Annotated in this window: 17 protein-coding genes; 16 read left to right on the top strand and 1 reads right to left on the bottom strand. The window is 41.0% G+C overall.

Going from position 1 to position 20,123, the window contains the following annotated elements:
• Positions 1–230 precede the first annotated feature (230 nt).
• The 3 genes from QUB16_RS02695 (at position 231) to QUB16_RS02685 (ending at position 7,470) form a co-directional block, all read left to right on the top strand.
• On the top strand, positions 231–1,184 hold the full coding sequence (locus tag QUB16_RS02695; protein WP_333313835.1) for a GDP-mannose 4,6-dehydratase: 954 nt from the start codon (positions 231–233) through the stop codon (positions 1,182–1,184).
• Positions 1,185–1,206: 22 nt separating this feature from the next.
• Positions 1,207–1,485 carry a DUF5678 domain-containing protein gene (locus tag QUB16_RS02690; protein WP_333313834.1) on the top strand — a complete coding sequence of 93 codons (279 nt, stop codon included), beginning with the start codon at positions 1,207–1,209 and terminating at the stop codon, positions 1,483–1,485.
• 72 nt (positions 1,486–1,557) lie between these two features.
• A complete protein-coding gene (locus tag QUB16_RS02685; protein ID WP_333313832.1) occupies positions 1,558–7,470 on the top strand; it encodes an FkbM family methyltransferase in 5,913 nt (1,970 codons plus the stop codon).
• Positions 7,471–7,484: 14 nt separating this feature from the next.
• Here QUB16_RS02685 and QUB16_RS02680 read toward each other — a convergent pair whose 3' ends face one another.
• Positions 7,485–8,729 (bottom strand): methyltransferase domain-containing protein, encoded by a 1,245-nt coding sequence (locus tag QUB16_RS02680; RefSeq protein ID WP_333313830.1) that lies wholly within the window; start codon positions 8,727–8,729, stop codon positions 7,485–7,487.
• Positions 8,730–8,975: 246 nt separating this feature from the next.
• Between QUB16_RS02680 and QUB16_RS02675 the strand changes: the two genes are divergently transcribed.
• The 13 genes from QUB16_RS02675 to QUB16_RS02615 all read left to right on the top strand — a co-directional run.
• Positions 8,976–9,587, top strand: coding sequence for a DUF5678 domain-containing protein (locus QUB16_RS02675; protein ID WP_333313828.1), 612 nt, complete (start codon positions 8,976–8,978; stop codon positions 9,585–9,587).
• Positions 9,588–9,661: 74 nt separating this feature from the next.
• On the top strand, positions 9,662–9,895 hold the full coding sequence (locus QUB16_RS02670; protein ID WP_333313827.1) for a hypothetical protein: 234 nt from the start codon (positions 9,662–9,664) through the stop codon (positions 9,893–9,895).
• Positions 9,896–10,033: 138 nt separating this feature from the next.
• The gene (gene rfbF, locus QUB16_RS02665; RefSeq protein WP_333313825.1) at positions 10,034–10,810 is read left to right on the top strand and encodes a glucose-1-phosphate cytidylyltransferase; all 777 of its coding nucleotides are present in this window, start codon (positions 10,034–10,036) and stop codon (positions 10,808–10,810) included.
• A complete protein-coding gene (locus QUB16_RS02660; protein WP_333313823.1) occupies positions 10,807–11,805 on the top strand; it encodes a GDP-mannose 4,6-dehydratase in 999 nt (332 codons plus the stop codon). Before rfbF ends, QUB16_RS02660 begins: the two co-directional genes overlap by 4 nt.
• Positions 11,802–13,082 carry a class I SAM-dependent methyltransferase gene (locus tag QUB16_RS02655; protein WP_333313822.1) on the top strand — a complete coding sequence of 427 codons (1,281 nt, stop codon included), beginning with the start codon at positions 11,802–11,804 and terminating at the stop codon, positions 13,080–13,082. The genes QUB16_RS02660 and QUB16_RS02655 overlap by 4 nt, the downstream gene beginning before the upstream one ends.
• A complete protein-coding gene (gene rfbC / locus QUB16_RS02650; RefSeq protein WP_333313821.1) occupies positions 13,079–13,633 on the top strand; it encodes a dTDP-4-dehydrorhamnose 3,5-epimerase in 555 nt (184 codons plus the stop codon). The genes QUB16_RS02655 and rfbC overlap by 4 nt, the downstream gene beginning before the upstream one ends.
• Positions 13,634–13,699: 66 nt before the next feature.
• Positions 13,700–14,530 carry a phytanoyl-CoA dioxygenase family protein gene (locus QUB16_RS02645; RefSeq protein ID WP_333313820.1) on the top strand — a complete coding sequence of 277 codons (831 nt, stop codon included), beginning with the start codon at positions 13,700–13,702 and terminating at the stop codon, positions 14,528–14,530.
• 22 nt (positions 14,531–14,552) lie between these two features.
• On the top strand, positions 14,553–15,713 hold the full coding sequence (locus QUB16_RS02640; protein WP_333313819.1) for a methyltransferase domain-containing protein: 1,161 nt from the start codon (positions 14,553–14,555) through the stop codon (positions 15,711–15,713).
• An 11-nt stretch (positions 15,714–15,724) separates the two neighbouring features.
• Positions 15,725–16,252: a GNAT family protein gene (locus tag QUB16_RS02635; RefSeq protein ID WP_333057126.1), complete on the top strand. Its 528-nt coding sequence runs from the start codon at positions 15,725–15,727 to the stop codon at positions 16,250–16,252.
• Positions 16,239–16,976: a WbqC family protein gene (locus tag QUB16_RS02630; RefSeq protein WP_333313818.1), complete on the top strand. Its 738-nt coding sequence runs from the start codon at positions 16,239–16,241 to the stop codon at positions 16,974–16,976. Before QUB16_RS02635 ends, QUB16_RS02630 begins: the two co-directional genes overlap by 14 nt.
• Positions 16,973–17,710, top strand: a complete 738-nt coding sequence (locus QUB16_RS02625) for a cephalosporin hydroxylase family protein (protein WP_333313816.1) — start codon at positions 16,973–16,975, stop codon at positions 17,708–17,710. Before QUB16_RS02630 ends, QUB16_RS02625 begins: the two co-directional genes overlap by 4 nt.
• A 4-nt stretch (positions 17,711–17,714) precedes the next feature.
• Positions 17,715–18,833 carry a DegT/DnrJ/EryC1/StrS family aminotransferase gene (locus QUB16_RS02620; protein WP_333313815.1) on the top strand — a complete coding sequence of 373 codons (1,119 nt, stop codon included), beginning with the start codon at positions 17,715–17,717 and terminating at the stop codon, positions 18,831–18,833.
• A gap of 237 nt (positions 18,834–19,070) precedes the next feature.
• The coding region (locus tag QUB16_RS02615; protein WP_333313813.1) for an FkbM family methyltransferase at positions 19,071–20,123 on the top strand (1,053 nt) is incomplete at its 3' end.

Here is a 20,123-nt window from a genome sequence, read left to right as displayed (position 1 = left end):
CCGTATGCTGTTACTCCCAGCTATCGAACTTTTTGCAATAATACTTCGATCGGGCTTTCGGCTCTGCTTGATGATAAATTTGTTGTTTGTTCCTAGTAAGCGCTTAAAATTGCTTTGGTTAAGTTCTCGGAAAATCCCAAACATTAAAAAAATAAAAATTCCGACTATAAAAGTTAAAAACCTGGAAAAATAGCAACAGCTACGGTGTAGTTTTGCCCACAAAATCTGATATGAAAAAAGCGCTAATTTGTGGTATATCAGGTCAGGACGGAGCTTATTTAGCTAAACTGTTGCTCGATCGAGGTTATGAAGTTTGCGGCACATCCAGGGACGCCCAAATCTCTAGTTTCGGAAACCTGGCGCGTTTGGGAATCCGAGACAGAGTAAAACTAGAATCCATGTCTCTCAACGACTTTCGCAGCGTCTTACAGGTTCTAGCGAAAATTGAGCCAGATGAGGTGTACAATCTAGCAGGCCAAAGTTCCGTAGGTCTGTCTTTTGAACAGCCCGTAGAAACCCTCGAAAGCATTGCCACAGGCACATTGAATCTCTTAGAAGCAATTCGGTTTACAGGCGGGAAAATTAAACTTTACAATGCCAGTTCTAGCGAATGTTTTGGGGATACCCGAGGCAATCCAGCGGATGAAAATACGCCTTTTCGCCCCAGAAGTCCCTACGCGGTAGCGAAAGCAACGGCATTTTGGGAAGTAGCGAATTATCGGGAAGCGTACAATTTGTTTGCGTGTTCTGGTATTCTGTTCAATCACGAGTCGCCGCTGCGGCCGGAGAGGTTCGTCACCCAAAAAATTGTATCTGTTGTCTGCCGAATTGTTGCGGGTAGTTCGGAAAAACTGCATTTGGGAAATATTTCAGTGCAGCGGGACTGGGGTTGGGCGCCGGAATATGTGGAGGCGATGTATTTGATGTTGCAGCAGGAAGAACCGGACGATTATGTAATTGCCACGGGTGTAAGTTATCCTTTGGAAGAGTTTGTGCAGACAGCGTTTGTTTCTGCGGGTTTGGATTGGCGGGAACATTTAGTAACCGATGCGAGTCTTTACAGACCGACGGAGATTGCAGTTGGGAGGGGAAATCCGGCTAAGGCGAAGCAAAAGTTGGGGTGGGAGGCGAAGTATAAGATGCCTGATGTGGTGCGGATGATGGTGGAGGCGAGGATGATTTGAGGGAAAAGTATGAGGTGAAAATATGGAGGCAGAATATCCAACGGCTAAGGAGTGGTATAAGGCCAATCGCCGTGAGTTGAAGAAATATCGGGGTCAGTGGATCGCTTATACTAACAAAGGGGTGATTAGTTGCGATCGGGATTATCGGATGAAGGACGGGATTCCCCCTGATACACCTAAATTGAGTTATGTAATCGGTCGCATATTGGAAAGCGAGTTTATTGAGCCTGTTAGGTTTTATCCTGTCAGGATGAGGTATTTTAAATCTCACGATGTGCAGCCAAGATATGTTGATATCTAAACACTGCCAAAACAACAGGGTAGAGAGAGACTGTAGTTATCTCTTGAAAAAAAATGTATAGGAGTAATTGAGATGGGTTTGGGAGATTGCAAACAGCTAATGTTGGTGCTGAAAAATGAATATAATTTGCCAACATTTGTAGAGACGGGGACTTTTCAAGGCAGCACATCTGTGTGGGCGGCAGAGCATTTTCAAAAGGTATTCACAATAGAATTTGCTAAGCACATATATGAATCTACATCCAGTGCTTACAGCCATGTAAAAAATATAGAATTTTTGTGGGGTCATACAAAAGAGCAGCTTAAATTAGTTGTCCCTCAACTCAAGGAGCCTGCTCTATTCTGGTTAGATGCTCATTGGATGGGCGGCGGCACTGCTGGAGAAAATGATGAATGTCCGCTGCTTGAAGAATTGCAAATAATCAATAATTCTGAATGCGAACATTTTATCCTGATAGACGATGCCCGATTGTTTTTGTCTCCCCCACCAAGTCCTCACCGTATAGAACAGTGGCCGAGCCTTAATGAAGTAATCGCTACACTATCGGCGAAAACAAGCAGATATATCGTTATTTTTGAAGATGCCATAGTTTCCGTGCCTGAAGAAGCAAAATCAGTTATAGCTAAGTTTTGTCAAGATGCTAATACTAAGGCATGGGAAGAGTTTTCGCGAACAGGTGAAATCCGGGTAGCTACTGCCTTGCCCAAGCATCCAGAAGAGAAGAAAGACACAGAAAAAATAATAAATACCACCTTTCAAGGTAGTGGTGAGACCCAAGTGATCGCTAGATTTATTAAGGCCGGTAATGTGGTTTTTGATGTAGGTGCTAATGCTGGGGATTGGACTGCAGAAGTTTTGAATCAAGGACTTGACGTAGAAATTCACTTATTTGAACCAATTCCTCACGTTTATAAAACCCTGATTAAGAACGTAGAAAAACAAGTAATTTTCAATAATTTAGGAGTGGCGCATAAGGAAGAAGTTAAGACATTTTTTTATTACGAAGCTAATCCATTATTGAGCACTTTTTACCGCCGATTCGATGTGGAAAAACAAGGATGGCTGAATCGGCCAAAAGAAATACCTGTTTTGACGACAAATATCGACAATTACTGTCAGCGCCACGGCATTAAGAGAATTAATTTTCTCAAAATAGATGCCGGTGGTAGCGAATTAGATGTTATTTATGGAGCTAAATATTTTATAGAAACAGGCAGAATAGATTATCTGCAATTTGAATATGGAGGAACTTATCGAGATGCTAAAACGAGCTTGAAAGAAGCATTTGAGTATTTGCAAAAATTCCGCTATTCAATTTTTAAGATTCTCCCAGATAGATTAGAGTACAAACCCACCTTTTTGCCAGAGGATGAAAATTTTGAGTTCAGTAATTTCTTGGCTGTAAATGAGCGATTCCGCCAAAATGTTCTCGGTGAACCCCTGCGAATGCTCGACTTGCAACAAATTTTCAGTCAATATGGGATTGTGCCACACGGAGTTATTCACGTTGGAGCTCACGAGGGTACAGAAATCAGCACTTATCAAGCAATGGGCGTTCAAAAAGTGCTGTTTGTGGAAGCTAACCCGGTTGTGTTTGAACGGTTGCAAGCTAATATTGCTGGGGTGCCAAATGTGCAAGCCGTCAACTGTGCTGTTAGCAATGAAAATGGTACGGTAAACTTGCGGGTGACTTCGATCGATCAAAGCAGTTCTATTTTGCAACTGAAGCGCCATCTAGAACTTTACCCAAGCATTCAGGAAACTCATCAAGTTACAGTAGATTCAAAAACTATTGACACGCTGCTGCAAGAAATGCAACTCAATCCCTATGACTTTAATATCTTAAACATAGATATTCAAGGGGCTGAACTGTTGGCTTTGCAAGGAGCAACTAACTGGTTGAAATATGTGGCGGGAATTAACACAGAAGTTAATTATGAGGAACTGTATGAAGGTTGCGCTTTAATCGACCAGTTGGACGAATTTCTGGAACTGCACGGCTTTCAGCGGGTGGCGACGATAACCCACCATCCCTACTGGGGCGATGCTTTCTACATCAAGAAACCGCTGATTACGATGGCAGCATTTGCGATCGCGCGATTTGGCAATCAGATATTTGACTATGCTTTCTTGAAAATTTACACCAAAGAACACGGGATGCGACTTGAGTTGCCAGCGTGGTCCGGTCAATATCTTTTTGGTCACAATGAGCGGCCCATTTCTCATCCATTACCTCAAGTTGTGGAGCAAGAAACTCCCTATAAACTTTCAGAATCAGCAATACTTAATGCTCCTGAACCATTCAAAAACGTTGATTTTATAGGCTATTTTCAGTTTCACACTCAATATTACGCTCAGCATAAAGAATATTTTTGTTCGCTCTTCAAACCCGTGTCAGAAGTTGAAGCTAAGATGAAAGAAGCTGTCGGCCGTCTGCGAGAAAGAGGCAAAACAGTTGTAGGATTGCATTTGCGGCGCGGCGATTATAGTTGGGCTCAAGATATTGTTCCTTATCTAGCCATTGCTCCTAATGAATGGTACAGAGAATGGTTGGACGGTTTGTGGGCAACTCTGGATAAACCGGTATTGTTTATCGCTAGCGATGAAATCGAAAATGTTGTCGGGGATTTTGCTGATTACAACCCAATAACAGTCAAAGATTTGGGTGTTGAGATGCCAGAAGCGCCTTTTTATCCTGATTTTTACATTTTGAGCCAATGCGATGTTTTGGCAATTTCCAATAGCACATTCTCGTTTGCAGCCGCGATGCTGAACGAACGAGGCAAATTTTTCTTACGGCCGAATTTACAAAAAAATAAACTGATTCCATTCGATCCTTGGAATAGCGAGCCGTTGCTGCGGGAAAATCCCAGTCAGGATCGCACACCTCAGCCGCAACCATACAATATCAGGAATAAGTGCACACTTAGTGTGTGTGCGATTCTCAAAAATGAGGCTCCCTATTTGATTGAGTGGTTGGAATTTCATAAAATAGTGGGTGTTGAAAGGTTTTATTTATACAATAACAACAGCACGGACAACCCTTTTGACATTGTTCAACCCTACATTGAATCAGGCGAAGTTATTTGGCACGATTGGCCGTGGATACCCGGACAAATTAAAGCTTATGCACATTGTCTAGAAACCTATAGGCAAGGCTCGGAGTGGATAGCTTTTATTGATATGGATGAATTTCTATTTCCTACTGAAAAGGACGACATCAAAGAGGTGTTAGAGGAATTCTATGATTCTCCAGCAGTGGCAGTTAATTGGCTGGTTTTTGGATCTTCGGGTCACAAAACTAGACCAGAGGGTTTGCAAATAGAAAATTTTACTAAGCGAGGCGTAAACGATTGGGAAATTAACAAGCATATCAAGTCTATAGTGCGTCCTGTAGAAGCTATAGGCCCTGATTCACCTCACGATTTTAGATACTTGAACGATCGAGTTGCCACCACAGAAAATAAAGAACCAATAGTGGGGCCTTGGTCTACAGTAAATTCAGTGCAAAAACTGCGTATAAATCACTATATTACTCGCTCCTTGCAAGAAAGCCAAGAAAAAATGCTTCGAGGTAAAGCAGATACACTCGATCCAAGACCTTGGATGTTTGACTTGAGCGATCGCAATGAGGTTGAAGATTTAACGATACAGCGTTTTGTCCCCAAACTGAGGGAGGCAGTTGATAAGATCATTTCTCCATCTCCAATGGCTCCCATTTTAACGGAACAGTCACGTTTGCAATCTAAGCTTTACGAGATGCAAATACAATTAGAGGAATTTCAGACTGAGCTTGATGATACTCAAAAGAAGTTGGCTTTGTCCGAATCTAAACTCCATCAGACTGAACAACAACTAAAACTGAGTAACTATCGGCTTCAGCAGTTTGATGTAGACTTACAAAAAATTCCGAAAATTCAGGAATTAAATCCCCTCCAACGAAAAATCTTGGCTGTTGTGGATGTTACACCGGCTTACCCTGAAGCTCTGGAATGGCTGCGTGGATTTAATCTAGATTCGCCTACTGTCGGTAAAGTAGATAACAATGAAATTTTGATCTCAGGTTGGGTGTTGGGTAAGAGCGATCGATCTGTGGCAGTTGAGTTTATTTATAATGACGAAACTGTTCTTACAATCCCAGTTAACGGGTATCGCTCGGATGTGGTCAGCGCTTATCCAGAATTACCGGTAGCAGCAAATAGCGCTTACGAGGCTAGGCTGAAAATAGCAGGAAAGCAGCAGGAATCTGAGGTGCTAATCCAAGCAGTTTTAGCCAATGAAACTCGCGTGAAGTTGGGAGTAGTTCGATTGCAGGAAGTTGAGTATAAGTTTCCTCTAGGTAATCAGAAACAAAAGTACCGGATGAAATGGTTTTTTGCAATAAATGAAGCTAGTCCTGGTTTTGAAATTTATTCGCAAATGATTAAAGTAGCAGTTTATACTGCTCAACAAAATACTTCGCTAGAACCATATTGCATTTATGACGGCGAAGAGAATGAATTGACAGATTGGCTACAAAAAAATGGTGTGAAGATTATCTATCACAGAATACCTCATTACGAGAAACTGCAAACTCAATATCCGTGCTATTCGACTGTAGCTTTTGGTGCATTTTTGAGAATTGAGATTCCCAAAATTGTAGAGATTTATGAGATGCCGGATGAGTATGTTTTATATACAGACTGTGATGTCATGTTTTTTCATGATGTCGTTGACTATTTGCAGGGTGTAACCTGCGAGTATTTGGCAGCAACACCCGAAAACGATCCCAACAACTGGGAATATTTCAATAGTGGTGTTTTATACATGAATGTCAAAAATCTTCAAAAGACACAGAAAGAATTTGATGATTTTATTGACAAAAACTTGGATCAAATATTACAGCTAGCTTATGACCAAGGAGCTTATAACTTATTTTTCAAAGACAAGTGGGAGAGATTGGACATCCAGCTAAATTGGAAATCCTACTGGCATTTTAGTCCTGAAGCAAAAATCATCCATTTTCACGGACCTAAACCCACTCAAGCAGAAGAGATAAAAAATCAAATAGCACCTGCGAGTTCTATGTTGCTGGCTAATGGTTTTTATTGGCTGAACACGGGAATTTGGGAATTCATCTACGAAAAAATTGAAGAGCTAGATGCAGGAATTTTGCTTCAAATAGCAGAATGCGAAGAGGTGGCGCCTCAGTTAAAGGAGGCTCGCGAAGAATTGGCGCAATCTCAGACCCAACGTCACCAAAATTCAGGGGGATTTGAGCAATTTACAGCTAAACTGCAACAAGTTAAAGACGAACTACAAGCAATCAAAGAAGAGCTTGAACTTAGGCAGATTCAATACCACAAAAGTCAGGAAGAACTCGCACACACCAAGTCTCAGCTAATCGAAGCTCAGACTCAACTGCGAGAGATGGAGGGTGCGGCTGCTCCGTTAAATCAACTGGCCGAGTTGTATTTAGTTCAAGCAAAGTTAGAAGATGCGATCTCCGTTTGCGAGCAAGCATTAAAGATTCAACCCAAATTTGCTCCGGCGTACAAGACTTTGGGCAATGCCTTGCAAGCTCAGGGTAAACTGGATGAGGCAAAGAGTTGGTACATTCGCGCTCTGGAAGTTCAACCTGATTTTGCTCCAGCTTTAGCCAACCTGGGGACTATTCACGCACAGCAGCAACAGTGGCAAGAGGCGATAGCCTGTTACCAAAAGGCGATCGCGATTCAACCGAATTTTGCTGGCGTTTACCGCAACTTGGCTAAGATTTTTTCGCAAATTGGCAAGCTAGATGAAGCTGTCGAGTGTTGTTATGCGGCCGCGATTTTGGAACCCAAAACAACGGCAGAGGAATACTTTAACCTGGGGAATACTCTGTTACAGCAAGGGAAGCAAGAGCGGGCGATCGTGTGTTATCGTCGTGCCATATATTTAAACCCCAATTTTTCTGAGGCTCAGGAAAAATTAGGGGAAATTATGGCGGTTGTTGAAGAGTAGGACAATCCCAAAAGTTAAGCTTTTGGCTTCGGGTAATGGCTTTCTGATGTCAAAATATCTGTTAGCGTTACATCCCATCTAAATTTGTCTGAATTAATTTCAGCTACCTTTTTCGCAAGGATGGCAACTCCTCCAAATGCCGGCTGAGTTGTTAGTGTTTCTTGACCTTGTATCATGGTGTCTAAGTGCATTCGTAAAGGAACGTAAAGTTCAGATCTTATCACTTCAAATCCTAGAGCCTGAGAAAATAAAACTTTGAGACCCTCGTCAGAGAAGCGCCAGAAGTCCCACGGTCTTTCGTGAAGAGGCCAGGCAAAGTGGGTACTGTGGAACGTTATTCCACCTACTGCTAGCAACTTATTAATTTCCATTGCTACTACCCAAGGCATTGCTAAGTGTTCAAACACAGATGTGGAAAAGATGGCATCAAACTTCTGGCCGCTGAAGTATTGAGAGAGTTTGTGAGCATCCCCAACTACATCTGTGTTAGCGTCTGCGTAGTAGTCAAACCCCGTGTAGGATGCTGCCCCTGAAAATAAAGATCTTTTGCTGCTGGTTCCGGGACTTACGATTCGGGAACCAATTTCTAGAACCCGGAGATTATTGTTATTAACCAGGTTGATAAAATCAAGGAAAATACCGTCGTCGTCATTGGTAAAGGCTGCGAAATCGTATACTGACGGCTGCGACCCGGCAAAGGTTACATTTTTGCTGTAGGTTACACCTTGAGCTTTTGCCTGGAAAGTAAGTTGATGTTTTGCAGTCCGAGGTAGGTAGACAATGAAGCCGCAGTTGGGGTTGCTATTGTATTGCGGGTAGGCTGCGGCTACGTCTGGGCGGGGATACCAAGCGGAGATGGGAACGAGGGTATCGCCCGCGCCCACTACGACTTCATCGAGAACACCTTCTTTTTTGCCCACAATCCATCCTTGGATTCCGAGTCCGCAGTCATCAGACCACGAATGGTCGATCGCCAGTATCAAGTTCTCGTCTTGGTCTACTACTGCCATTGAGTATCCTTTTGCTATTTGATTGACTTTAAGTTGATTTTTTGTCGGCCAATTATAGTTCTCTACTCTCATACATCTGTTGGGATTTGACTCCTCAGTACAAGGGTAGGCTGCGATCGACCTTTCTAGTTTACCCGATCGCCCGGGGAAGGTCGATCGAATGAGTGCGATCGTCTTCGTGTGTTGATTTTTGGGGTAATATCTATTGTTAAGCTCGATGGCAAGCGGGCTTGGGGGGCGAGCGCCCATATATAATACATGGTTTTGCGGGAACATCCTCAGAGGGCTGAAGTCGGATATCCTTGGGAAGGCAACGGCTTGAGTTCATTTGGAGTTCCTTGGGGGCGATCGGGCAAAACTTACCCTATGTAGTAGAATGGGATACAAAAGCCCGATCGCGACAAAAGTAAATTATGTTTGAGAAAATTTTGTAGCGACAGATATCATTAACCCCACGATAGATAATTTTCTAAAATACAAAAAAGTGATTTAATTATGGAACCAGAGTATCCTACAGCCAATGATTGGTATAAAGCTCATCGATCGGAGTTAAAAAAATATCGGGGTGAGTGGATAGCTTATACTAACAAAGGGGTGATTAGTCACGATCGCGATTATCGAAAGATGAAGGATGCGATTCCGACTGATGTGCCTAATTTAAGTTATGTAATCGGTCGTATATATGAAAGCGAGTTTGTTGAACCAGTCAGGTTTTATCCTGTTAGAATGAGGGCATTAAAGGCTCATGATTGGCAGCCAAGATATGAACTGCATCTAAAAGCTCAAAACTCCGCAAGAGTCGAAATGCTGGTGGATTCTGGAGCCGAACTCAGCTTAATTACTAAGCAGCTTGGTGAAGATTTGGGTTTGAGTAGAACTGCTAGAGAGATTATCAGTAAAGCTGAGGGAGTTGGCGGCAGTATTGAATATCTGTTACGAGATATTGAAATGGAGTTGGATGGTCATATTTTTACTTCTCCTGTAGCTTGGGCACAAACAGATTTTTGTCAAGAGGTTCTTTTAGGGAGAGAGGTAGTATTTGACTTGTTTGATATAGAATTTAAGCAAGCTGAGGAGACGATTATTTTTAAGCGGCGATCGCAGTGAACTGCCTCGATCGAGTTTAAGTTAATTTTGTATGTGCCGAGTCCAGTGCTTCACTCTGATGCAGAAGTTGGGCTTTGAGTCAAGGGCACGCGGGTAGAACTCGATCGACCTTTCTAGTTTACCCGATCGCGGGTGTTGGTCGATCGATTGAGTGCGATCGTCTTCCTGTGTTGATTTTTGGGGTAATATCTATTGTTAAGCTCAATTGTTTAGGGCGTGGGGGCGATCGACCATCTATAATACCTGGTGCGTGCGGGAACATCCTCAGAGGGCTGAAGTCTGATATCCTTGGGAAGGCAACGGCTTGAGTTCATTGCGAGTTCATTGGGGGGATCTGCAAAAATCCCCCAAATTTGTGGTAGACTCCTCAAAAAGATTTGTGGCAGTCGCTTGTGTCTGGGCAACTAGGAACTGAAAATTATTTACCATTTTAAAGATGTGAAACAATGCAAGTAGTTATATTAGCCGGCGGTTTGGGGACACGTCTCCGAGAAGAAACAGAATTTCGTCCTAAGCCCCTAGTAGATGTCGGTGGGCGTCCGATTCTCTGGCACATTATGAAGACATATGCCCACTACGGATTCCTGGACTTTATTGTGTGTTTGGGCTATCGCGGCAACATGATTAAGGAGTATTTCCTGAATTATGAAGCTATGAATAATGACTTTACTATTTGCTTGGGCCGCCAGAATTGCATTACTTATCACGAGGAGCATCGCGAGCAAGATTTTAAGGTGACACTGGCGGAAACTGGCTCGGACACTATGACTGGGGGGCGGGTGAAACGTGTGGAGAAATACATTACTGATGATACCTTTATGGTGACATACGGTGATGGAGTTGCTGATATCGATATTGGGGCGCTGCTGGATTTTCATAAGTCTCACGGTAAGCTGGCAACTGTTAGTACAGTGCGTCCGATATCTCGATATGGCATTTTAGAGGTGGACAACCAAGGCAAAGTTCTGGAATTCACCGAAAAACCTCAAATAGATGGCTGGGCTAGTGCGGGATTTTTGGTACTTCACCGCAGCATATTTGAGGATTTGAGCGGGGATGATTGTTTTCTCGAACGGGAACCTCTAGAGCGGTTAGCGGCCCAGGGACAATTGATGGCGTACCGCCACGAAGGTTTCTTTTTTGCGATGGATACTTACCGCGAGTATAAATATTTGAACGAACTTTGGGATAATGGAGAGGCTCCTTGGAGGGTGTGGGAATGAGTGAATTTTGGCGCGATCGATCGGTATTGGTGACAGGTTGCACAGGCCTTTTGGGCAACTGGTTAGTGGCTGAGTTACTGGAAAGAGGGGCTTTGGTAACGGGATTAGTCCGTGACTTGGTTCCCCAATCCCGACTGTATGCTGGAGAGTGGTATCGGCAAATTAATATCGTGCGCGGTTGTGTCGAAGATTTGCCAACGGTAGAACGAGCCATCAATGAGTATGAAGTCGATACAGTATTTCACTTAGCAGCTCAGACAATTGTGGGAGTTGCAAATAGAGAGCCTGTGGCAACTTTTGAAACGAACATTAAAGGTACTTGGAATATTCTAGAAGCTTGTCGCCGCGTCGGTGGTGTGACTCGAATTGTCATAGCATCCAGCGATAAAGCCTATGGAGACCAGCTAGTGTTGCCTTATAGTGAAACAACTTCGCTGCAAGGAGAACACCCTTATGATGTTTCTAAAAGCTGTGCTGATTTAATCAGTCGGGCTTATTACGTCAGTTATGGTTTGCCCGTGTGCATTACTCGGTGCGGCAACTTTTACGGCGGCGGAGACTTGAATTTTAATCGCATCGTTCCGTCTACAATTCGATCGGCATTACGAGACAAGCCGGTAGTCATCCGCAGTGATGGCACTTTTATCCGGGACTATTTTTATGTGAAGGATGGAGTTTTAGCTTATCTCCATTTGGCTGAGCACATGGATAGGAAAGAAATTTTGGGAGAAGCATTTAATTTCAGCAACGAGTTGCAAATTTCTGTGCGGGGCATGGTAGATAATGTTTTGAAATTGATGGGTAAGAGTCATTTAGAGCCAGTCGTATTGAATCGGGCCAAGAATGAAATCAAACATCAGTATCTCTCGGCAGATAAGGCGCGAAAAATGCTCGATTGGGAATCTAAGTATCCTCTAGAAGACGGGTTGAAAGAAACAATCGAGTGGTATGAACAATTTTTGCTGGATGAAAATCCCTGTGTCATCAGCGTGTGATTGACCGTACTCAAAACTCAAAACTTTTAAAGGGGGCTAATTCTGTGCCATCTAAATGTCGTTTTTGCAGTCACCCATTGGAGTATACTTTTGTAAATCTGGGGATGTCGCCGCTCGCGAATGCTTTTCTATCTCAAGAACATCTCAATTGTGCAGAGAAATTTTATCCTCTTCATACTTATGTCTGTGGCAATTGTTTTTTAGTGCAGTTAGAAGAGTTTGAATCCCCGGATAGCATTTTTAGCGATTATGCTTATTTTTCTTCCTATTCAGACTCTTGGTTGCGGCACGCCAAGAATTACACTGATTTGATGGTGGAGCGCTTTGGATTTGACGAAACCAGTCAGGTAGTTGAACTCGCTAGCAATGATGGCTATTTACTCCAGTATTTTCAGCAGAAAGGTATTCCCGTATTGGGGATTGAACCTGCTGCAAATGTAGCTAAGGTGGCTGAGGAAAAAGGGATTCCCACTTTAGTCAAGTTTTTTGGCGTTCAAACGGCTAAAGAGTTGGTTTCAAAAGGAAAGCAGGCTGATTTGTTGCTGGGAAATAATGTATTGGCTCATGTGCCTGACTTGAACGATTTTGTGGCGGGGATGAAAATTATCCTGAAACCAAACGGCGTCTTGACAATGGAGTTTCCTCATGTATTGCAACTAATTAAAGGCAATCTGTTTGACACGATTTACCACGAGCATTTCTCTTATTTTTCGCTGTTGACGGTTGAGAAAGTTTTTGCAAGTCACGGTTTAACTTTGTTTGATGTGGAGGAATTACAGACGCACGGCGGTTCTCTGCGGATTTACGGGAGGCATGAGGATTTTGAGAGTATAGCAGTTGGCGATCGCATTTCCCAACTGAAAGCTAAGGAAGTGCAAGCTGGGTTAAATCAGATTCAAATTTATGTAGGATTTTGCGAACAGGTTAAGTCTACTAAGCGCCAAATGCTCAGTTTCCTAATTGATGCCAAAAACCAGGGCCAATCAATTGCGGGCTACGGTGCGCCGGCGAAGGCTAATACGCTGCTGAATTATTGCGGTATCCGCACGGATTTGATTGATTATACGGTGGATTTAAGCCCGCACAAGCAGGGTTTGTTTTTGCCGGGAACTCAGATTCCGATATATCATCCAGATAAAATTCGGGAGACTAAACCGGATTATTTGGCTATCTTGCCTTGGAACATTAAAGATGAGATAGTAAGTCAGATGGATTATATCCGCGAGTGGGGAGGTAAGTTTGTGGTGCTGATTCCTCAAGTGGAGGTGATAGGGTGAAGTTTACTGAAACCAAGCTTAAGGGAGCTTATGTTATTGAGGTAGAACCCATAGCAGATGAGAGGGGATTTTTTGCCCGCAGTTGGTGTCAAAAGGAGTTTGCAGAACATGGTTTGAATCCTAACCTAGTGCAGTGCAATATTTCTTTTAACCTCAAGAAAGGTACTTTGCGGGGGATGCACTACCAGGCTAAACCATACCAAGAAGCGAAGCTAGTTCGGTGTACAATGGGTGCCGTCTATGATGTCATTATTGATCTGCGTTCAGATTCACCGATGTTTAAGCAGTGGATTGGGGTCGAGCTAACTGCTGACAGTCGGAAAATGCTTTATATTCCCGAAGGAATGGCTCATGGGTTTCAGACTTTGGTAGATAATACAGAAGTTTTTTACCAGATGTCAGAGTTCTATAATTCTGAGTCTGCTACTGGGTTAAGATGGGATGACCCAGAGTTTAAGATAAAATGGTTGATTAAACAGGATTTAGTTATTTCCGAAAAAGATAAATTTTATCCTTTAGTGGATAGAAACAACCAATCTGTTTTTCACTGATCTAAAAGGTTGCTGAATTTTACTTCAATCAAGGAGAACTTTATTTTGATAAAAGGAAATAATTTGTTGACTGAACAACAAGTGAGCGAATTCAATCAAAATGGCTTACTTATTGTCAAGTCTTTTTACAACCTTGAACAAGAAATAGAACCCATTCAGTATAGGATTTATCAAATAATTGGAATAGTTATTCACAAATATCAATTGCCAATCAATCAGTTGTCATTTTCTCCTGATACTTTTGATTATGGTTATTTAGATTTAATTAATTTTGATCGTAAAATAGGCGGGGAAATATACGATGCTATCAAGCAAATTCCTGAATTCGTAAGGCTGGTAGCTTCCGAGTCTCATTGTAAGTTAGTTTCTCAACTCAGGCAAACTAATCTACCTGGTATTGCTGCTGGAGGTTATGGTATTCGCATTGACAATCCTTGTGAGGAAAAGTATAGAGCTCCTTGGCATCAGGATTATCCTGCCCAATTTCGTAGTTTAGATGGACTCGTATTTTGGAGTAGTTTAGTTCCAGTTACTTATTCTTTGGGGCCTGTTGACTTTTGTCTTAAATCGCATCATGATGGTTTAGTAAGAGTTCATACTAAAGATTCCAAAAATCCAGAAAAATCAGGTGCTTATGCTTTAATTTTAGAAAATGAGGAAAATTTAATTAATCGTTATGAGCGTGTATCACATGAAAGTAATCCTGGCGATTTGATTATTATTGATTTTCTTACTATACATAGATCGGGATTAAATACAGGAGAACGAGCAAGATGGTCAATGCAAATGCGCTACTTTAATTTTAATGATTCTACAGGAATTAAGCTAGGGTGGCCTGGTTCTTTTGCTACAGCTACAAACATCAAAAATGTACATCCAGAATTGTTTTTAAATTAACTAGCACAAAAGGAGAAATAAAATGACTAAATGCAATGTTTGTCAAAACTCTATTAAGCAACCCGTATATGTTTCTACAGGAAATATATCTATCACTTCTTTGTGTCAAATATATCCAGAAAAGACAGAGGTATTTTTCTGCGAAAACTGTGGTCATCTTCAAACAACCGAAATAACTAATTTGGAAGAATACTATGATACGATATATAAGATTTTGATTGATTCAGAAGAGGAAGATCAGTTATATAAAGTCTTTGATGGGCAAAAAATATTTAGGATCGATCATCAAGTGAAAGTGCTTCTTGATAAAGTATCTTTGCCTCAGCACGCTAAAATACTTGACTACGGATGCGCCAAAAGTGCAACATTAAAAAAATTAGGTCAAACTAGACCTGATATAATCCCCCACTTATTTGATGTTAGTGAAATGTATATTCCTTTTTGGGCCAAGTTTGTCAAGTCTGAGAATTGGGCAACCTATACAATCAAACCACATTGGTATGGATATTTCGATTTAGTTACTTCATTCTTTGCTCTTGAACACGTTGCTAACCCAAAAGAAATGCTAAAAAATATTAGCCAACTACTAAAACCCGGTGGTTTGTGCTATTTTGTGATTCCCAATGTATATACTAATCCGGCTGACTTCGTAGTAGTCGATCATGTTAATCATTTTTCCGAAACTTCTTTAAAATTTTTACTCGAAGAAGAGGGTTTTGATTCAATTGATATTGATGGTGAATCTCATGCAGGAGCTTTTGTAGTAGTAGCACGTCATTCGGATTCAGATGAGCAAAAATCTGTTCTTTTAGACAAGCAAAAAATAATTTTTTTCCAAGAAAAAGTTAACGAAATGGCTGGGTACTGGCAAAATATTGCTGAAAAAATACTCGTATTTGAAGAGCAACATACAAACAATTCAGCCTCGGCTATATACGGCTCAGGATTTTACGGTACTTTTATTGCATCATGTCTTAAAGACATTGGCAAAATAGAGTGTTTTATTGATCGTAATCCTTATCTACAAGGTAAGTTCTTATTGGATAAGCCAATTGTCGATCCTCAACAGATTAGCAAAAATATTGATACTATATATGTGGCTCTAAATCCAGCGACTGCTGTTAAAAGCATAGAACAGATTGAGTTTTGGAAAGATTGCAATTTTAACTACTTTTATCTTTAAAGGAGGTGTTTATGCTTAATGGAGATATGATATGTTTACGCGAACCCTGGGAATCAGATATCAGTTTACTTGTTTCGATGAGAAATGATATAGATTTACAAATTAAGTTGATGACTTTTCCCAAGGCAAATACAATCCAAAGAGTTAAAGACTGGCTAACAAATCATCTAAATAACCCTCACACAGTGTTTTTCATTGTTGCAACAAAAACTGATAATAATCCTTGTGGATATATTCAACTTGTCAACATGGATTTTATTAACCGTTTTGGGGAGTTGGGAATTTGTTTGGTACAATCATCACAAGGTAAGGGTTATGGAAAAGATGCTATTCAAGTGTTAGAAAAATATGTGGAAGAAATATTTAATATCAGGAAAATAATTTTAAAGGTGCTTGCTGACAATCTGAATGCTATAAGTCTTTATGAGAGATTAGGGTATTCTAAAGTAGGTTGTTATCAAAAACATTTTTATAATCAAGGGAATTTTTCAGATATTGTTTTAATGGAAAAGTTTTTAGATTTAAGTGGTAGATGTTAAAGATATAATCAACATGAAAATAGTAATTTCTCAGCCAATGTTTTTTCCTTGGGTTGGCTTGTTTGAACAGATTCAACTGGCTGATATATATGTTCATTATAACGACGTTCAATTCTCCAAAGGAAGTTTTGTTAATCGAGTCCAAATTAAAACTAATAAAGGTTCTCAATGGTTAACCGTACCTTTGCAAAATTTGACTCTAGGACAAGAAATTAGAGAGGTTGAGCTAAGTCAAAAAAAATGGCGTGCTTCCCATCTTGCTTTTCTTTCTCAGTCCTATGCTCAAGCTCCATATAAAAATGATATGATTAAGTTAGTTGAGCAAGTTTACAACAAGGATTATACTCATATCTCAGAACTAGCTATAGCAAGTATAGAAACTGTTTGTAGCTATTTGGGAATAGGTAATCATATAAATTTTTTATCCTCCTCACATATAGGAATAGAAGGGAAAAGCGATCGGAGAGTATTGGAGATTGTTAAATATTTGAAAGGGACAATTTATGTGACTGGTCATGGGGCACGAAACTATCTCGATCACGAATCATTTGAACGAGAGGGTGTTACTGTGGAGTATATGAATTACCAAAAGAAAGCTTACCCGCAGTTACATGGAGGTTTTACACCTTATGTGTCTATCCTAGATTTAATTGCAAATATGGGTAAAGAAGGTGGTAAAGTAATTAGTCCAACAACTATAAATTGGAAGGAGTTTCTCAAATGAACGAGATGGCAAAATTTTTCACCCAAGTGGCTACTAATATTGAAGGATTGAAGGCAGATCAGGATATTCAGGCACTGTCGCGGATTTGGGTTAGAGAAATCTCGCCTCACAAGTATCCATATAATTTTACTTGGATGGGACGACCAATAATCCAATTTCCTCAAGATATCATGGCAATGCAAGAAATTATTTGGGAAGTGAAACCGGATTTGATTATTGAAACAGGAATAGCTCATGGAGGTTCCTTAATACTTTATGCTTCACTGCTCGAATTAATTGGCGGAGATGGTGAAATTTTAGGGATTGATGTTGACATTCGCCAACACAATCGTCTAGAAATAGAAAGTCATTCTATGTTTAAACGGATCACAATGATAGAGGGGTCTTCAATAGATGAAAAAGTAGCACACCAGGTCTATGATTTTGCTAAAGGCAAAAAGACGGTATTAGTTTTACTGGATTCAAATCATATCCACGATCATGTTTTAAAGGAATTGCAGCTTTACTCTCCACTGGTTACTAAAAACAGTTATTTAGTCGTATTTGATACACTTATCGAAGATATGCCTGATAATTTTTTCCAAGATAGACCCTGGGGAAAAGGCAACAATCCTAAAACAGCAGTATGGGAATTTCTCAAGACGAATAAACGTTTTGAAATTGACACAAATATCGAAGCAAAATTGCTTATTACTGTTGCACCTGACGGTTATCTAAAGTGTGTGGAAAATTAAAAAAATGGAACGTATCCCTGTTGCTGGGCCTTGGATTACCCAGAAAGAAATTGACTATGTTACTGATGCTGTTACTAATGCTTGGTACAACAACGCTAATATATACCACGATCGCTTTGAGAATGCTTTTGCTGCTTATGTGGGACGTAAATACGGGATTAGTTTACCGTCTTGTACATCAGGTCTACATTTAGCGTTACTGTCTCTTGGGGTAGGAACTGGAGATGAAGTAGTTGTACCAGATATTACTTGGATCGCGACATCGGCACCTATTAGTTATGTGGGTGCTAGTCCAGTTTTTGCAGATATTGATGAGCTGTCTTGGTGTCTTTCTGCTGAATCTTTTGCTGAACGGATTACACCGAAAACCAAGGCAGTGATCATTGTCGATTTATATGGCAATATGCCAGATATGGATGCGATTCTAGAACTTGCAGAAAAACATGGTATAGCTGTTATTGAGGATGCAGCAGAGGCGATCGGCTCTGAGTATAAGGGTAGAAAAGCTGGGAGTTTTGGTGAAGTGAGTACCTTTAGCTTTCATGGTTCCAAAACTTTAACCACTGGAGAAGGGGGAATGTTAGTAACAGATAGAGAGGATATTTACCAGCGTTGTCTGTTCCTCCGCGATCATGGCAGAGATCCCCACAGTAAAATGTTTTGGAATACGGAAGTGGCGTACAAGTACAAAATGAGCAGTATGCAAGCAGCTTTGGGTTTAGCTCAACTTGAGCGGATTGAAGAGTTGGTCATCCGCAAGCGTCAGATTTTTGATTGGTACAAAGAATCTTTAGGCGGTTTCTCTGGCATAAATCTGAACCATGAGGCAGAGGGAGTAAAAAATACCTACTGGATGGTGACGGCAATTCTGAATAAAAAGTTGGGAGTTCAAAAACCAGAGTTGATTGAGCGGCTTAAGGAAAAAGGTATTGATGCTAGACCTTTTTTTAATCCCCTCAGCACTCTACCAGCGTACCAAGGAGTTTTACCAGAACTTCAACCCCAAAATACGGTATCTTTGAGTCTATCGCCATTCGGTATAAATTTACCTTCGGCACTGAATCTCACACAAGAGCAAGTAATATATGTAACTGAAGGTTTAAAGAGGTGTGTGACAACTTAACCTGATTTTGCTGGAACATCCTCAGAGGGGCTGAAGTCTGATATCCTTGGCAAGGCAACGCCTTAAGTTCATTTGGAGTTGATTGGGGGCGATCGGGCGAAAATTACCCTCATTTGTGGTAAAATTCTGAGAAACCATTGTGGCAGTAAGTTGTCGCAGGCTGATTGGAAGTTAAAAATAGAATATTTATTAGATAGTAATTTCTGGAATCAGAATCATAAGTAAGGAGGATGGCTGATGCGGGTTGAAGCTTGTTGTCAAAGAATTTTAAGCTATGTTCTTCCCTTGGTAGACGAAAAACGAGAGGGCCTTTGTATTGATGTTGGCGTAGGAACATTTGCATTTTACTGTGAGATGTTTTCCATGCTGGGATTTAAAACTATCGCCGTTGAACCCCTCCCTGTCGAGGGAGTGCGGGTTTTGTGCCAATATGACGGCATCACTTTGATAGAAGCCTGTCTGTCAGATGTCAACGGCACCAAAATGCTTCATTTAGGAAATGAATCTGCTGGATTGGATAGTAATTATGCTTCTATTGAACCCGATTGGTTTGGTGTTTCAACAGAAACACTAGAAGTACAATCATTGACTTTATCTAAATTACTGTTAAACTTAAATGCTCAAAAAGTAACTTGTTTAAAGCTAGACATAGAAGGTGCGGAGTCTACCGTTATTACTAAATTGGAAGGATTGCCTAAAGCTTGGCTGCCAAATATAGTTATGTTTGAGTATGGTGGTGGGGCGGGGACAAAAAAAACAAGTCAAGATGGTTGGTCTCCAAAGTATTTGAACGCTACTATGGAGTGCCTCAGAGCATTGAAAAAGTGCGAATACAACTTCAGCATTATGATAGATAATGCACTTGACACAGAAGCGCGGATATTTGACTTGCAATCGTCTAATTTAGAACCAGATTCAATATTTTATCCGAACGGCGGCTACGGAAACATTATTGCTTTTCGTGATTTTCATATAGCCCCAGAGGAAGTTGCAAAAGTTTGCGCTCCCTATTATGAAATGACCCCCCCCAATGATGGTTCAGGAGGCAATAAAAATGTAATAACAATATCAGCAACAGAAGAACTAGAGCTGTCTCAGTTTCAGTTGCACCAGACTAGAGAGGAATTGGAACAGTATAAGGTTTTGCTTCAACAGACTCAGGGAGAAGCGCAACAGTGTCAAAGTCAACTGCATCAAACTCAGGAAGTATTGGAACAATTCCAAGATCAAATGCAACAAGCTGAGAAACTGTTGCAAGAGTATCAAGCTCAACTGCATTCCACGCAGGCA

The sequence above is a fragment of the Microcoleus sp. D3_18a_C4 genome (genome assembly GCF_036702415.1).
In the GTDB taxonomy this organism is placed as follows: Bacteria; Cyanobacteriota; Cyanobacteriia; order Cyanobacteriales; family Microcoleaceae; genus Microcoleus.
Note: the sequence above shows the minus strand (reverse complement) of the source record. Positions and strands in the feature narration are given on the sequence as shown.